The organism is Streptomyces radicis, from assembly GCF_003626575.1.
GTDB classification, from domain to species: Bacteria; Actinomycetota; Actinomycetes; order Streptomycetales; family Streptomycetaceae; genus Streptomyces; species Streptomyces radicis.
On the sequence record NZ_RBDY01000013.1, the window covers coordinates 42,327 to 56,389 of the forward strand.

Annotated in this window: 14 protein-coding genes; 4 read left to right on the forward strand and 10 right to left on the reverse strand. The window is 75.3% G+C overall.

Features of this window, described 5'->3' with window-relative positions; genetic code table 11:
• Nucleotides 1-21: 21 nt before the first annotated feature.
• The 3 genes from groL to D7318_RS18160 all read right to left on the reverse strand — a co-directional run bounded on the left by groL (nucleotide 22) and on the right by D7318_RS18160 (nucleotide 3,412).
• Nucleotides 22-1,647, reverse strand: coding sequence for a chaperonin GroEL (gene groL, locus D7318_RS18150; protein WP_120698177.1), 1,626 nt, complete (start codon nucleotides 1,645-1,647; stop codon nucleotides 22-24).
• A 120-nt stretch (nucleotides 1,648-1,767) separates the two neighbouring features.
• Nucleotides 1,768-2,076: a co-chaperone GroES gene (gene groES / locus D7318_RS18155; RefSeq protein ID WP_113686677.1), complete on the reverse strand. Its 309-nt coding sequence runs from the start codon at nucleotides 2,074-2,076 to the stop codon at nucleotides 1,768-1,770.
• A 355-nt stretch (nucleotides 2,077-2,431) separates the two neighbouring features.
• Nucleotides 2,432-3,412, reverse strand: coding sequence for a polysaccharide deacetylase family protein (locus tag D7318_RS18160; RefSeq protein WP_120698178.1), 981 nt, complete (start codon nucleotides 3,410-3,412; stop codon nucleotides 2,432-2,434).
• Nucleotides 3,413-3,476: 64 nt separating this feature from the next.
• Here D7318_RS18160 and D7318_RS18165 point away from each other — a divergent pair, with 64 nt between their 5' ends.
• Complete coding sequence (locus D7318_RS18165; RefSeq protein WP_120698179.1) at nucleotides 3,477-4,682, forward strand: class I SAM-dependent methyltransferase; 1,206 nt, start codon at nucleotides 3,477-3,479, stop codon at nucleotides 4,680-4,682.
• 620 nt (nucleotides 4,683-5,302) lie between these two features.
• Here the strand turns inward: D7318_RS18165 and D7318_RS18170 are convergent.
• Genes D7318_RS18170 through tsaB form a run of 4 tightly spaced genes read right to left on the reverse strand, consistent with a single transcriptional unit; the run spans nucleotide 5,303 to nucleotide 7,839 of the window.
• Nucleotides 5,303-5,578, reverse strand: a complete 276-nt coding sequence (locus tag D7318_RS18170; RefSeq protein WP_120698180.1) for a hypothetical protein — start codon at nucleotides 5,576-5,578, stop codon at nucleotides 5,303-5,305.
• The gene (gene tsaD / locus D7318_RS18175; RefSeq protein WP_120698181.1) at nucleotides 5,578-6,627 is read right to left on the reverse strand and encodes a tRNA (adenosine(37)-N6)-threonylcarbamoyltransferase complex transferase subunit TsaD; all 1,050 of its coding nucleotides are present in this window, start codon (nucleotides 6,625-6,627) and stop codon (nucleotides 5,578-5,580) included. The genes D7318_RS18170 and tsaD overlap by 1 nt, the downstream gene beginning before the upstream one ends.
• On the reverse strand, nucleotides 6,620-7,171 hold the full coding sequence (rimI, locus tag D7318_RS18180; protein ID WP_120698182.1) for a ribosomal protein S18-alanine N-acetyltransferase: 552 nt from the start codon (nucleotides 7,169-7,171) through the stop codon (nucleotides 6,620-6,622). Before rimI ends, tsaD begins: the two co-directional genes overlap by 8 nt.
• A complete protein-coding gene (tsaB, locus tag D7318_RS18185; protein ID WP_120698183.1) occupies nucleotides 7,168-7,839 on the reverse strand; it encodes a tRNA (adenosine(37)-N6)-threonylcarbamoyltransferase complex dimerization subunit type 1 TsaB in 672 nt (223 codons plus the stop codon). The genes rimI and tsaB overlap by 4 nt, the downstream gene beginning before the upstream one ends.
• Nucleotides 7,840-8,004: 165 nt before the next feature.
• Here tsaB and D7318_RS18190 point away from each other — a divergent pair, with 165 nt between their 5' ends.
• Nucleotides 8,005-8,571 carry a hypothetical protein gene (locus tag D7318_RS18190; RefSeq protein WP_120698278.1) on the forward strand — a complete coding sequence of 189 codons (567 nt, stop codon included), beginning with the start codon at nucleotides 8,005-8,007 and terminating at the stop codon, nucleotides 8,569-8,571.
• A 19-nt stretch (nucleotides 8,572-8,590) separates the two neighbouring features.
• On the opposite strand, the gene tsaE is transcribed toward D7318_RS18190, so the two are convergent.
• The 3 genes from tsaE to alr are packed head-to-tail and all read right to left on the reverse strand — an operon-like array spanning nucleotide 8,591 to nucleotide 11,506.
• On the reverse strand, nucleotides 8,591-9,166 hold the full coding sequence (tsaE, locus tag D7318_RS18195) for a tRNA (adenosine(37)-N6)-threonylcarbamoyltransferase complex ATPase subunit type 1 TsaE (protein ID WP_120698184.1): 576 nt from the start codon (nucleotides 9,164-9,166) through the stop codon (nucleotides 8,591-8,593).
• A complete protein-coding gene (locus tag D7318_RS18200) occupies nucleotides 9,150-10,382 on the reverse strand; it encodes an alpha/beta fold hydrolase (protein ID WP_120698185.1) in 1,233 nt (410 codons plus the stop codon). The genes tsaE and D7318_RS18200 overlap by 17 nt, the downstream gene beginning before the upstream one ends.
• Nucleotides 10,379-11,506 carry an alanine racemase gene (alr, locus tag D7318_RS18205; RefSeq protein WP_230423872.1) on the reverse strand — a complete coding sequence of 376 codons (1,128 nt, stop codon included), beginning with the start codon at nucleotides 11,504-11,506 and terminating at the stop codon, nucleotides 10,379-10,381. Before alr ends, D7318_RS18200 begins: the two co-directional genes overlap by 4 nt.
• Between alr and D7318_RS34605 the strand changes: the two genes are divergently transcribed.
• Together D7318_RS34605 and D7318_RS18210 are read left to right on the forward strand one after the other, a co-directional pair.
• On the forward strand, nucleotides 11,447-11,581 hold the full coding sequence (locus tag D7318_RS34605) for a hypothetical protein (protein WP_268987351.1): 135 nt from the start codon (nucleotides 11,447-11,449) through the stop codon (nucleotides 11,579-11,581). The genes alr and D7318_RS34605 overlap by 60 nt on opposite strands.
• 21 nt (nucleotides 11,582-11,602) lie before the next feature.
• Nucleotides 11,603-13,039: an NAD(P)H-hydrate dehydratase gene (locus tag D7318_RS18210; RefSeq protein WP_120698187.1), complete on the forward strand. Its 1,437-nt coding sequence runs from the start codon at nucleotides 11,603-11,605 to the stop codon at nucleotides 13,037-13,039.
• Nucleotides 13,040-14,063 lie beyond the last annotated feature (1,024 nt).

Here is a 14,063-nt window from a genome sequence, read left to right on the forward strand (position 1 = left end):
TCCGTCCGAGCGTTCGCCCGATCAGTGCGCGTGGCCGTGGCCGTGGCCCGCGGCGGCCTCAGGCTCCTCTTCCTTCTTCTCGACCACCAGCGTCTCGGTGGTGAGCAGGAGGGAGGCGATGGAGGCGGCGTTCTGGAGCGCGGAACGCGTCACCTTCACCGGGTCGATCACGCCGTCCTTGACCAGGTCGCCGTAGACGCCGGTGGCGGCGTTGTAGCCCTGGCCCTTGTCGAGCTCGGCGACCTTCGAGGTGATCACATAGCCCTCGAGGCCGGCGTTCTCCGCGATCCAGCGCAGCGGCTCGACGGCGGCGCGGCGGACGATCGCCACGCCGGTGGCCTCGTCGCCGGTCTTGCCGAGGCCGCCGTCGAGCACCTTGGCGGAGTGGACGAGCGAGGCGCCGCCGCCGGGGACGATGCCCTCCTCGACCGCCGCGCGGGTGGCCGAGATGGCGTCCTCGAGGCGGTGCTTCTTCTCCTTGAGCTCGACCTCGGTGGCCGCGCCGACGCGGATGACGCACACGCCACCGGCCAGCTTGGCGAGGCGCTCCTGGAGCTTCTCGCGGTCCCAGTCGGAGTCGGTGGCGTCGATCTCGGCGCGGATCTGGCCGACCCTGGCCTCGATGTCGGCCGACTTGCCCGCGCCGTCGACGATGGTGGTGTCGTCCTTGGTGATGGTGACGCGGCGCGCGGTGCCGAGCACCTCGAGGCCCACCTGGTCGAGCTTGAGGCCGACCTCCTCGGAGATCACGGTGCCGCCGGTGAGGGTGGCCATGTCGCCGAGCATCGCCTTGCGGCGGTCGCCGAACCCGGGGGCCTTGACGGCCACGGAGTTGAACGTGCCGCGGATCTTGTTGACGACGAGGGTGGAGAGCGCCTCGCCCTCCACATCCTCGGCGATCAGCAGCAGCGGGCGCGAGCCGCCGGACTGCATGATCTTCTCCAGGAGCGGCAGCAGGTCCTGGATGGAGGAGATCTTGCCCTGGTGGATCAGGATGTAGGGGTCGTCGAGGACGGCCTCCATGCGCTCCTGGTCGGTGACCATGTAGTGCGACAGGTAGCCCTTGTCGAACGCCATGCCCTCGGTGAAGTCCAGCTCGAGACCGAAGGTCTGGGACTCCTCGACGGTGATCACACCGTCCTTGCCGACCTTGTCCATCGCCTCGGCGATGAGCTCGCCGACCTGCTTGTCCTGGGCGGACAGGGCGGCGACCGCGGCGATGTCCTCCTTGGAGTCGATCGGCCGCGCGCTGGCGCGCAGGTCCTCGGCGACCGCCTCGACGGCGGCGTCGATGCCCCGCTTGAGCCCGGAAGGCGAGGCGCCCGCGACCACGTTGCGCAGGCCCTCGCGGACCAGCGCCTGGGCCAGGACGGTGGCGGTGGTGGTGCCGTCGCCCGCGATGTCGTTGGTCTTGGTCGCCACCTCCTTGACCAGCTGCGCGCCCAGGTTCTCGTACGGGTCCTCGGCCTCCACCTCGCGGGCGATCGTCACGCCGTCGTTGGTGATGGTGGGGGCGCCGAACTTCTTGTCGATGACGACGTTCCGGCCACGGGGACCGATGGTGACCTTGACGGCGTCGGCGAGCTGGTTGACGCCGCGTTCGAGGGCGCGGCGGGCGTCCTCGTCGAATTTCAGGATCTTCGCCATGGGTGTGGGTGTCCCTTAATGATCTTCGGAAAGAACGCCACGCCCCGGCCCCGGCTGTCTTCTCAGCTCAGTCGCGGGTGACGGGGCGCGGCGGGAAAAGCGTCGGTGCCGTACGCGGTCTTACTTCTCGATGATCGCGAGCACGTCGCGGGCCGAGAGGACGAGGTAGTCCTCGTTGTTGTACTTCACCTCGGTGCCGCCGTACTTGCTGTACAGCACGATGTCGCCGACCTTGACGTCGAGCGGCAGGCGGTTGCCGTCCTCGAAACGGCCCGGGCCCACGGCAAGGACGGTGCCCTCCTGGGGCTTCTCCTTGGCGGTGTCCGGAATGACCAGGCCCGAGGCCGTGGTCTGCTCGGCGTCGAGCGGCTGGACCACAATGCGGTCCTCGAGCGGCTTGATGGCAACCTTGGAGCTGACGGTCGTCACGATCCGACCTCCCCCTTCGGAGATCTCACGGGGTCTTCTATGGGCTGTTGGCAACGTCGGTGGACCCGTCGTCGCGGGTGCCGGATCCAGCCTGTCGCACGTATCTGGCACTCATCCAGTGAGAGTGCCAACGTCGAGACTATGCGTCGGTTAGCACTCAGTCAACTAGAGTGCCAAGTGACAGGGCGGGCGCCGCCCTTCGGGGGCGTGCGCGCCGGCGGAAACGCGCCTGAGCAGGGGGTGTTGGGCGCGGTGGGGCGCGTTCGCGGCCGGTGCGCCCCGGCGCGTCGCGGGGCGCGTGGACGGCCTCGGACGCGGTCGCTGTGTGCGGTCCTCGTGTGCGGTCTCGGATTCCTCAGATGTAGTCCTCCAGGCGCGCGAGGGCGAAGCCCTGCTCCGTGACGGTGTCGATCACCCGGCGGACCATGTCGGTCATGCTGCCCGACCACTCGGCCTCGCCCCTGAAGTGGGTCAGGATGATGTCGCCCGGGTGGAACTTCCTGTCGTCCCTGCCCCAGTCGATCCGGTCGGGGAACGCCTCCTGCGCCCACAGCGGCACCACCTCGACCCCGCACGAGGCGGCGGCGCGGAGCGTGTCGCGGTCGTAGGCGCCGTAGGGCGGGCGGAAGAAGGGGGGGCGCTCGCCCAGCTCCTTCTCCAGCGTGTCCTGCTGGCGGCAGATCTCCTTGCGCTGCTCGGCGTAGGAGAGCCGGGTCATCTCGGGGTGGTTGACGGAGTGGTTGTGCATGCCCGCGCCGTCGCGGACGGCCTTCCTGAAGTAGCCGTAGTCCTCGCGGGCCACCTCGTCGGTCAGGAAGCCGCTGTAGGGCACGTCGAGCTGGCGCAGCATCGCCAGGAGGTCGGGGTCCTTCTCGGCGCCGTCGTCGATGGTGAGGAAGACGACCTTCTCGTCCGTGGGGACCTGGACGATGACCGGCGGCAGCCCGGCGCCCTTCACATGGCCCGGCTCGGCGGTGAGCTTCGGCTTGCGCTCGGGCGGGGCGGGCGCGTGCAGGGGCGCGCGGCGCAGTCCCCAGCGCTTGGCGGCGACGGCACGGCGCGTTTCGGCGCGTTCGAGCCGCTCGGCGTACTCCTTGACCGAGACGAAGGCGCGCTCGGGACGCCCCAGCGAAGGCGGGGCGTTGGCGTCCACGGTGGTGGGCCAGCCGTCGTCGCGCCCGCCCTCGTCGGGCAGCAGGAAGGGAGGCAGCCCGGCGCCCGAGCAGATCAGGGCGAGTAACGCCGCACCCGAGAGCGCGCCGCAGCGCCGCGCCCGGCGTGGAACGTGTTCCCCCAGTCGCTCCCCAATTTGTCCTACTTGTCCGATAATCCTCATGGCTCGGGATGGTGCCACCCATGACCCCCGCACCCGCGCACGCCGTTCCGGACCCGCGGGGAGAATGACTCGGGTGGCCGCACCCGATCCCGACACCGATCCCGACGCCTTCGAAGCCCTGCTGAGCGAGCGGGGCGAACGGCTCATGACCGAGCTGCGCGACATCACGCCCGACCGCGAGCTGGCCGCGGCGACCAGGCTGCGCCGCGATCACCCGCCCGAGCTGGTGAGCGCCGCCCTCGCCCAGGCCCGGCTGCGGCAGCGCGCGGCGGCGAAGTTCGGGGCGGACGCGGAGCGGATGTTCTTCACGCCCGACGGCGTGGAACAGGCCACGCGCGCCCCCGTCGCCGCGTGGCGCGCCCGCCGTTTCGCCGAGCTCGGGGTACGGCGGGTGGCCGACCTGTGCTGCGGCATCGGCGGCGACGCGATCGCCCTGGCCAGGGCGGGCATCTCGGTGCTGGCGGTGGACCGCTCGCCGCTGGCGTGCGCGGTCGCCGAGGCGAACGCCGCCGCGCTCGGCCTGGCCGACCTCGTGACGGTGCGCCGCGCGGCCGTGGAGGACACCGAAGTCGCGGGCTGCGACGCGGTGTTCGTCGACCCCGCGCGGCGCCGGGTCACCGGAGGCCGCGTCTTCGCCCCCGAGGCGTACTCGCCGCCGCTGTCATGGGCCGTCGAGGCGGCGGGGCGCGTTCCCTACGCGGCGCTGAAGGTCGCCCCCGGCGTACCGGACGAGGCGATCCCCCCGGCGGCGTCCGAGGCGGAGTGGGTCTCGCACCGGGGCGAGGTGAAGGAGGCGGTGCTGTGGTTCGGCACGGGCGACGCCGGGGCGGCGCCGCGCCGGGCGACGCTGCTGCCGGGCGGCGACACGGTGGCGGGCCCGGCGCGGCCCGCGCCGGTGGGCCCGGTGGGCCGTCACCTGTACGAGCCGGACGGCGCGGTGATCCGCGCGCATCTGATCGCCGACGTGGCGGAGCGCATCGGCGGCCGCCTCCTCGACCCGTCGATCGCGTACCTCACGACAGACGAGCCGCGCACCACGCCGTTCGCGACGGGCTACGAGATCACGGACGTCCTGCCGTTCGGCGTGAAACGGCTGCGGGCGCTGCTGCGCGAGCGCGGGGTGGGCCGGGTGACGGTGAAGAAGCGGGGCTTCGCGGTGACGCCTGAGGAGCTGCTGCGGCAGCTCAAGCCGAGGGGGCCCGGCGCGGCGACGGTCTTCCTGACGCGGGTGGGGAAGGTGCCGACGATGCTTTTGGGGCGGCGCCACTGAGGTTTCCCACCCGCCCGCCCTTGTTCCGGGCCCGGGCTGCTGCCGCCCTGACTTCCGCCGGACCCGGCCCCACCCGCGCCGCCCACGGCGAGGAGTTCGCCCCGGGGGGCGGGGCCGTCCGGCCTCCCGGCCGGGGGATGGGCTCGGGAACCGGCCCGGCCACCCGGTCTCCGACCGGACACCTGACGGCACCCCGCCTCCGGCGAGAATTCACCCCACCCACCCGCCCTTCCTCCGGGCCCGGGCCGTCCGGCCTTCCGGCCCTCCGCCCGGGAGTTCGCCCCCTGGGCGGGACCGCCCTCCAGCAGGAACGGCCCCACCCACCCGCACTCGGCGGCACCGGCGGCCCGTGGCCGCCACCGCCGCGCTCCAACGGCGAACGGCCGGGGTTCGCCCGGTCACCGCTCCGCGTCCGGCTCCGGGGCGAGACCACCGGGTTCACGTCCAACCCCTCGCCCACCCGGAACACACGCCCCGTGTGCGACGCCAGCGGCCGGATCTCGGTGACCGGGCGCGGCGGCTCGGCCTCGGCGACGAAGACGCCGTTGAGCGTGCCCGCCCACGTGCAACGCCCGCAGCCGCCGGACCGCCAGGGGCGCGCGGCCCTCGCCACCGCGGGGTCAGGCCGCGCGCGGCCTGTCATCCACGCGTTCGAAACGCCAGCGGTGCACGGGCCTGGCCAGCAGCTCGTCCGGCGGGGGCGGCAGCTCGGGGAGGTCGGCGGACAGCGCCGCGTTCTCCCACCAGGTGATCACCAGCACCCGCTCTCCAGGCGCCGTGAACGCCTCCCTGCGCGCCGGCACGGGGCTCAGCTCGCGCGCCCGCGCCCACGCGAGCAGCTCCGCGCCCCGGCCCTGCGCCGCACGCGCCTCCCACATCAGCGCCACCGTCGCCATCAGTGCGCCGCCGCGACATGCGTGCGGGTCACGGGGAGCGAGGAGTCCGCGGGCAGGTCGAGCGCCGAGGGCGCGCGCCCGCGCGTGACCATTTCCGCGCCGAGCGCCGCCACCATCGCGCCGTTGTCCGTGCACAGCCCGGGGCGCGGCACCCGCAGGGTCAGGCCCGCCGCCGCGCAGCGCTCCTCCGCCATGGCGCGCAGCCGCGAGTTCGCGGCCACGCCGCCGCCGATCATCAGGTGGTCCACGCCCTCGTCGCGGCACGCGCGGATCGCCTTGCGCGTCAGCACGTCCGTGACCGCCTCCTGGAACGACGCCGCCACATCGGCGACCGGCACGTCATCGCCCGCGTTCCGCCGCGTCTCGACCCAGCGCGCCACGGCCGTCTTCAGGCCGGAGAACGAGAAGTCGTACGGCGCGTCCCGCGGCCCCGTGAGGCCGCGCGGGAAACGGATCGCCCCCGCGTCGCCCTCCCGCGCCAGCCGGTCGATCGCGGGTCCCCCCGGGAACCCGAGCCCCAGCACGCGCGCCACCTTGTCGAACGCCTCGCCCGCCGCGTCGTCGATCGTCGCGCCCAGCGGCCTGATGTCCGACGTGATGTCGGGGGCGAGCAGCAGCGACGAGTGCCCGCCCGAGACCAGCAGCGCCATCGTCGGCTCGGGCAGCGGGCCGTGTTCGAGCTGGTCGACGCAGATGTGCGAGGCCAGGTGGTTGACGCCGTACAGCGGCTTGCCCAACGCGTACGCGTACGCCTTGGCCGCCGAGACGCCCACGAGCAGCGCGCCCGCGAGCCCTGGCCCCGCCGTCACGGCGATCGCGTCCAGGTCGGTCGCCGCCACGCCCGCGTGCGCCAGGGCGCGTTCGATCGTGGGGACCATCGCCTCCAGGTGCGCCCTGCTGGCGATCTCGGGGACCACCCCGCCGAAGCGCGCGTGGTCGTCCACGCTCGACGCGACCGCGTCGGCCAGCAGCGTGTGGCCGCGGACCACGCCCACGCCGGTCTCGTCGCACGAGGTCTCGATGCCGAGCACGAGCGGTTCGTCAGCCATCGTCCTTCGTCTCTCCGTCGTCGTTCCCGGGCGCGGCGCCGTCGGAACGGTCGTCGAGCGCGCGGCGCATCACCAGCGCGTCGTGGTTGCCCGGCTGGTAGTACCCGCGGCGCACGCCGATGCGGACGAAGCCGAAGCGCTGGTAGAGGCGTTGCGCGGGCGCGTTGTCCACGCGGACCTCGAGCAGCACCTCGTCGCAGGCGAACTCCTCGGCCGCGGCGAGCAGTTCGGCCAGAACCAGGGCGCCGAGGCCGCGGCCCTGCCGGGCGCCCGTGACGCCGATCGTCATGACCTCGCCCGACGCGCCCGCCACCGAGAGCCCGCCGTACCCGGCGAGCGTTCCGTCGGGCGCCTCGGCCACCACGTAGTGGCGCGTGCGCCCCGGGCCGCGCGCCCCCGCCAACTCGGCCCAGTACATGGCCTCGGACCACGCGTCGCGCGGGAACAGCTCGGCCTCGAGGGCGAGCACCCCTGCCATGTCCCACCAGCGCATCTCGCGCAGCGCGACGCCGTCCCTTCCGGTCACCGCGTCCCCCGTCGTCATGTCCGGGTCACCGCCTTGTAGCCGGTGGGCACGCGCGCGTCAGGGCGGCGCAGATACTGGGGGCGCGCGCCGGGCAGCGGCTCCCCTGCGGACAGGCGTTCCGCCGCGAGCGCCCCCAGCGCGACCGCCGACACATGCGCCGGAAGGTCCTCCCGCACGCCCGTGAACGCCTCGGGATACAGCCGCGCGCCCGCGCCCGCCGCGGGCAGCCCCGCCACCTCGCCCGCGATCTCCGCCGGGCGGTCCACCGCGGGCCCTGCCACCCGCGTGCGGGCGTCGGCGTAACGCGCCCAGTACACCTCCTTGCGCCGGGCGTCGGTCGCGACGACGAACGGCTCGTCGAGGCCCGTCGCATACGCGAGCGCGTCCAGCGTTCCCACGCCGTGCACCGGGATCGAACGGGCCGCGCCGAGCGCCTCCGCCGTGACCAGGCCCACGCGCAGCCCGGTGTAGGGTCCTGGGCCCGTTCCGACGACGAGGCCCGTCACCTCGCCGAGGCCGCGCCCCGCATCGGAGAGGACCCGGTCGACGGCGGGCAGCAGCAGCTCGCCATGGCGGCGGGCGTCGATCTCGTCGGAGGCGGCGAGCGCCGCGCCCCCGTCGCGCCCGGCCTCGTACAGGGCCACGGTGACCGCGGGCGTCGCGGTGTCAAGAGCGAGCAAGAGCACGCGGCAAGCCTACGGCTCCCCGAACGGCGGGCCCGTGCCTGGTAGCGTCGCTCCGATCCGACGCGTTCCCCTCCCGGCTCCCGTGGACCCGCAGACTCGCAGAAGGGCGGCAGCGAAACCGTGGCGCGCCATACCTCAGGCTCCGGCTCCGGTGTCTTCGTCACCATGCTGACCGTGGGCGCCCTCGCCGTCGTCGCCTTCTTCGCCTACCAGGCCTCCGCGTCCGACGACAGCCCCGCGGCGGCCGGCGCCCAGCCCTCCCCCTCGGCGTCGCCCGAGGACGGCGCGGGGGGCGCGGAGGGCGGGAGCGAGGGGGAGGGCGACGAGGGGCCGCCGCCCGTTCCCGCCGAGTCGGGCGAGGGGCGCCGGGTCGTCTACTCGGTCGGCCAGCAGCGCGTGTGGCTCGTGGAGACGAGCGCGGGCGGCTCCGAGGAGATCGTGCAGGGCACCTACCGGGTCTTCCCCGGCGGCATCGACCCGGCGCCCGGCGCGTACGCCGTCACCTCGCGGAACGCGCAGGGCACCGGCTCCGACGGGGTGGCCATCGAGCACACCGTCATCTTCCACACCACCGCCGAGGGAACGGTCCACGGCTTCTCCGCCGCCCTCGACGGCTCGACGCCCGACCCCGAGTCGGACCAGGGGACCGGCGCGATCCGGCAGACGCGCGAGGACGGCGACGCGATGTGGCTGTTCGCGACGGCGGGCGTCACCGTCGTGGTCGTGGCCTGACGGCCCGCCGGAGCACCGGCTAACGCGCCAGGTCCCCCAGCGGAACCCCGCGCCAACGCGCCCCCACGCCCATGAGCGTCACGCGCCGCGACTCGGGCTCGCCGTCGCCCGCCGCGTCGTTCCCCCCGGTGCCGTTCCCCGCTGCGCCGTTCTCGCGGTCGATCACCACGTGCAGCCGCTCGTCCGACAGCTCCTCGACCCGGCCCTCGCCCCACTCCACCGCCACCACCGAGTCGGGCAGCGCCACATCGAGGTCCAGGTCCTCCATCTCGTCAAGGCCACCGCCCAGCCGGTAGGCGTCCACGTGCACCAGCGGCGGCCCGTCGCCGAGCGGCGGGTGGACGCGCGCGATCACGAACGTCGGCGACGTCACCGCGCCCCGCACCCCGAGTCCCTCGCCGATGCCCCGGGTCAGCGTCGTCTTACCCGCGCCGAGCGGCCCGGTCAGCAGCACCAGGTCCCCGGCGCGCAGCAGCGCGGCCAACCGGCGCCCGGTCTCCCGCATGCGCTCCTCGCCGGTCACGGTGAACGACACGGGCGGCGCGGCGGGCGAAGGCGAGGACCCGGGCGGCGACGGCTCAGACAGCTGGCTCATGGAACCGGATGCTACGCGCGAGCAGCCGCGCCAGCTGCTCGTTGGCCTCCCGTGGCCGCTCGAGCAGCAGCAGGTGGCCCGCGTCAGGCAACACGACGAGCTCGGCCCTCGGCAGCATCGCGGCGATGTGCTCGCTGTGCGACGCGGGGGTCACCTCGTCCCGTTCGCCGCCCAGGACCAGCACGGGCAGGTCGGCGGCGAGGCCGTTGAACACCGAGAGCGCCTGCTCCTTGTCGTGCCAGCCGAACGCCGGGTAGAACTCCGCGACCACGTCCACCGGCACCGAGGCGATCAGCCGCTCCGCGAAGCGCGCGACCCCGGGGTCCACAGCGTCGGGCGCCCCGAAGGAGTAACGCCGCACCAGGCCCGAGTACAGCTCGCCCGACGCGCGCAGCGCCCGGTCCACCAGCGCGGGCTGCGAGCCGAGCACCCGCAGCACCCCCGGCACCACGCGGCGCGCGACGCGGACGGCGGCGGCGGGGAAGCCGTAGGTGACATCGGCGAGGTTCCCTGCCGATGTGGCCACGAACGCGACGCCCGCCACCCGCCGCGCGACATAGTCGGGGAACTGCTCGGCCAGCGCCATGATCGTCATGCCGCCCATCGAGTGCCCGACCAGCACCACGGGCCCCTCGGGCGCCACGGCGTCGAGCACCGCCTTGAGGTCACGCCCGAGCAGGTCGATGTCCACGGGCTCGGTGACATCGGCGACGACCCGGCCGCGGCCCCGCTCGGAGCGGCCGTGGCTGCGCTGGTCCCAGTACACGGCGCGCACCAGCCCGCGCAGGGCGGCGCGTTGGAAGTGCCACACGTCCTGGTTGAGGCAGTACCCGTGGCAGAACACCACGGTGGGCGGCGGCGCGCCCCGCCCGCGGCGGCGCAGCAGCCGCCCCAGCCTGCCGCGCGGCACCCTGCCCCGGTAGCCCTCGGGCGGCGGGGGCGGGACGACCGGCTCGGCGACCGGGCCGCCCGCGCGGTCGTCCGCGGGCCTGGCGAACGCGCCGACCTCGTCGATCTCGTAGTACAGCTCGGTGCCGTCCTCCGCCGCGACCGTGCCAGGGGTGCCGCGCAGCGTTCCATAGGGGCCGGCGGCGTCGAGGGCGAGCTGGGCCTGGCGGCGCAGCGAGCGGTTCACGGTCAGCCGGTCGACGGCGACGGTGGCGGCCACCGTGCCGATCGCCGCCCCCGCTATCCCGAGGCGCCTGGCCCAGCTCATGACGCGACCGCCCCGGGGCGTTCGCCGAGCAGGACGCGGGGGACGCGCGGCCCGATGCGGGTGACGATCTCGTAGCCGATCGTGCCGGTGGCCCGCGCCCAGTCCTCGACGGTCGGCTCGCCGTCGTCGCCGGGCCCGAACAGCACCGCCTCGTCGCCCACCGCCGCCGAGTCGCCGCCCAGGTCCACCACGAACTGGTCCATCGCCACCCGCCCCGCCACCGTCCGCCACTTGCCCGCGACCAGCACGGGCCCGCTGCCGGACGCGTGGCGCGGGACGCCGTCGGCGTATCCGGCGGGGACGAGCGCGAGGGTCGTCTCGCCCGGCGTGGCATAGCGGTGGCCGTAGCTCACGCCATGGCCCCCTGGGACGCGTTTGACCGAGGCCAGCCAGGCGCGCAACGTCATCACGGGCCGCAGCCCGAAGTCCGCGGGGGCGCCGATCTCGGGCGACGGCGAGAGGCCGTAGACCGCGAGCCCCGGGCGGACCAGGTCGTAGTGCGACGCGGGAAGGGTCAGCGTGGCGGGCGAGTTGGCGAAGTGCCGCACCTCGGGGTCGAGCCCGGCGCGCGCTGCCGTGGCGAGCGCCTCGGCGAACGCGGCCTGCTGGCGGGCGATCGACGGGTGCCCAGGCTCGTCGGCGCACGCGAAGTGCGACCACAGGCCCGTCACCCGGACGGCGCCATCGGCCTCGGCGGCGCGCGCGGCCGACACCAGGTCCTGCCAGTCGGCGGGCTGGCAGCCGTTGCGCCCGAGGCCCGTGTCGGCCTTGAGGTGGACGCGCGCGGTGCGGCCGGTGGCGCGGGCGGCGGCGACCAGCTCGTCCAGCGCCCAACGGCCGCTCACCGAGACGTCGACATCCGCCTCGATCGCGCGCCGCCACGGGCCGCCCGGGGTCCACAGCCAGCAGAGAACGCGCCCGGTGTCGCCCGCCGCGCGCAGCGCGAGCGCCTCGTCGGGCGTCGCGGTGCCGAGCCACGCCGCCCCGGCCTCGCGCGCGGCGCGGGCGGCGGCGAGCATCCCGTGACCGTAGCCGTCGGCCTTGACGACGGCCATCAACTGCGCGTGACCGCTGGCACGTTCACGCAGCGCGCGTACGTTCGAGCGCAGCGCGTCCAGATCGATATCGGCGCGAAGACGCCAGCTTTCGGCCGGGCGGTGATCGTTCATTACCCACCAGTGTCGCAGGAAGTGCGCTGACGCACGGGCCAGACTGGGTCCATGAGGACTGCTTACCGTGTGGAGACCGTCCGGGCCGCCGAGCGCGCGCTGATGGCGCGGCTGCCCGAGGGCACGCTGATGACCAGGGCCGCCGCGGGTCTCGCCGCCGCGTGCGCCGGGCTGCTGAGGCCGCGCACGCGGGGGGCGCGCGTGGTGGTGCTCGCGGGCAGCGGGGACAACGGCGGTGACGCGCTGTACGCGGGCGCCCGGCTCGCGCGGCGCGGGGTGGCGGTGACGGCGGTGCTGCTCTCGCCGGAGCGCGCGCACCCCGGCGGTCTCGCGGCGTTGCGCGCCGCCGGGGGGCGGGTCGCGCCCCCCGAGGGGGCGCGGGAGCTGATCGCGCGCGCCGCGTTGGTCGTGGACGGCATCACCGGCATCGGCGGGCGCGGCGGGCTGCGCCCCGCGGCGCAGGAGCTGGCGGCCGCCGCGGCCGAACGCGCCGTGCCCGTCGTCGCCGTCGACCTGCCCAGCGGCGTGGACGCGGACACCGGCGAGGTGCACGGCGCCGCCGTGCGGGCGGCGCTGACCGTGACGTTCGGCGCGTTGAAGCCGGGCCTGCTGATCGACCCCGCGCGCGAGTACGCGGGGAAGGTGCGGCTCGTGGACATCGGCCTCGGCCCCGAGCTGCCGCCCGAGCCCGATGTCGCCGCCTTCGACGACGCCGACGTGGCCGCGCTGCTGCCGCGCCCCGCGACCGAGACCGACAAGTACCGGCGCGGCGTCGTCGGCGTGGTGGCGGGCTCCGAGCGCTACCCCGGCGCGGCCGTGCTCGCGGTCGGCGGCGCGCTGCGCGGCGGCGCGGGCGCGGTGCGCTACGTCGGCCCGGCGGCCGACGCGGTGATCAGCCGCTACCCCGAGACGCTGGTCTCCGCCGGACCGCCGCACCGGGCAGGGCGCGTCCAGGCGTGGGTGGTCGGCCCTGGCCTCGGCACGGGTCCCGGCCCCGAGCGAACGGTGGCCGAGGTGCTCGACTCCGACGTGCCCGTGCTGGTGGACGCGGACGGCCTGGCGCGGCTCGACATCGAACAGGTGCGGGCACGTTCGGCCCCCACCGTCCTCACCCCGCACGCGGGCGAGGCGGCGCGGCTGCTCGGCCGCGACCGCGCGTCGGTGGAGGCGGGCCGCCTCGCGGCGGTGCGCGAGCTGGCCGAGCGCTACGGCGCGACCGCGCTGCTCAAGGGGTCGACGACGCTCGTCGCCGACGCCACGGGCCCGGTCGTCGCCAACACCACCGGCACCCCCTGGCTGGCCACGGCGGGCAGCGGCGACGTCCTGTCGGGCCTGATCGGCGCCCTCGTCGCCGCGGGCCTCCGCCCGCGCGAGGCGGCGGCGACGGGCGCCCACCTCCACGGCCGAGCGGGCCAGGAGGCGCCGCCTCCCCCGATGGCCTCGACGATCGCCGAGGCGCTCCCGAGGGTCTGGTCGGGGCTCCTCTGAACGGTCGCCTGCGGCTGGCTTGGACGCCGGGCCTCCGGCCCGGGGGGTGGCGCGGGTGGCGCCTCCGGCGGGGGGGCGGTGCGGATGGCGCCTCCGGCGGGGGTTCTTTTCCCCACCCACCCACCCTTTTCCGCCTTCGGCGGGGGGTGGCACCGCCGGACGGCGCCTTCCCGCCTCCGGGCAGGGAGTGGTGCGGGTAGTGCCTCCGGCCCTTTCCGCCTACGGCGGGGGCTGACGGTGGCGCCTTCCCGCCTCCGGCGGGGGGCGGCGCGGCTCCGGCGGGGGCGGTGGTGCGGGCCGGTGGGCCGACGCGGGCCGTCTCGACGCCCGGCCTCCGACCTGGCTGTTCCCCACCCCACCCGCTCCTGTGCCACCTCCGGCGGGGCTGACGGTGGACCTTCCCGACTCCGGCGAGAGGTGGTGCGGATCGGTGGGCCGGGGCAAGCCCGCCTCCGGCGAGGGGTGATGAGGGCGGGTCACCGGTGTGGGGCCGCCCTCCGGCAGGGGGATGCGGGCCGTCTCGACGCCCGGCCTCTGGTGGCGGTGGGACCTTCGGGCCCGGTTCTTACCCATCCAGCCGCGCCCCCTGCGCCGCCTCCGGCGGAAGCGACGCCGAGGCGGGCCTCACCGCCCCCGTCGGAGGCGGGAAGGTCCCACCGTCACCCCTGCCGGGGGGTGGAAAGGGTGGGTGAGCGGGGAACGGTCCGGGCCGGAGGCCCAGCGTCGAGGGGGCCGCACCGGTGCCCCACCCGCATCCCTCCGCCGGAGGCGGGGGCCTCCGTCCGATGGACGGCGCAGGACCGTTCCATCCCCCCTTGCCGCCTCCGGCGGGTGCAGTGCCGACGGGCCTGTTCGCTCACCACCGCCCTCTCGCCCCGGCAGGAGGCGGAGGCGAACCCCACGAGGGGCGCCCGAAAACCGCGGGCCGCAGGCCCGAAGGGACAACGCCCCACCGCCGAAGGCGAACAACCCGGGCCGCAGCCCCAGCGGCAGAGCCCGCACCGACCCACCCACCGCGACCACC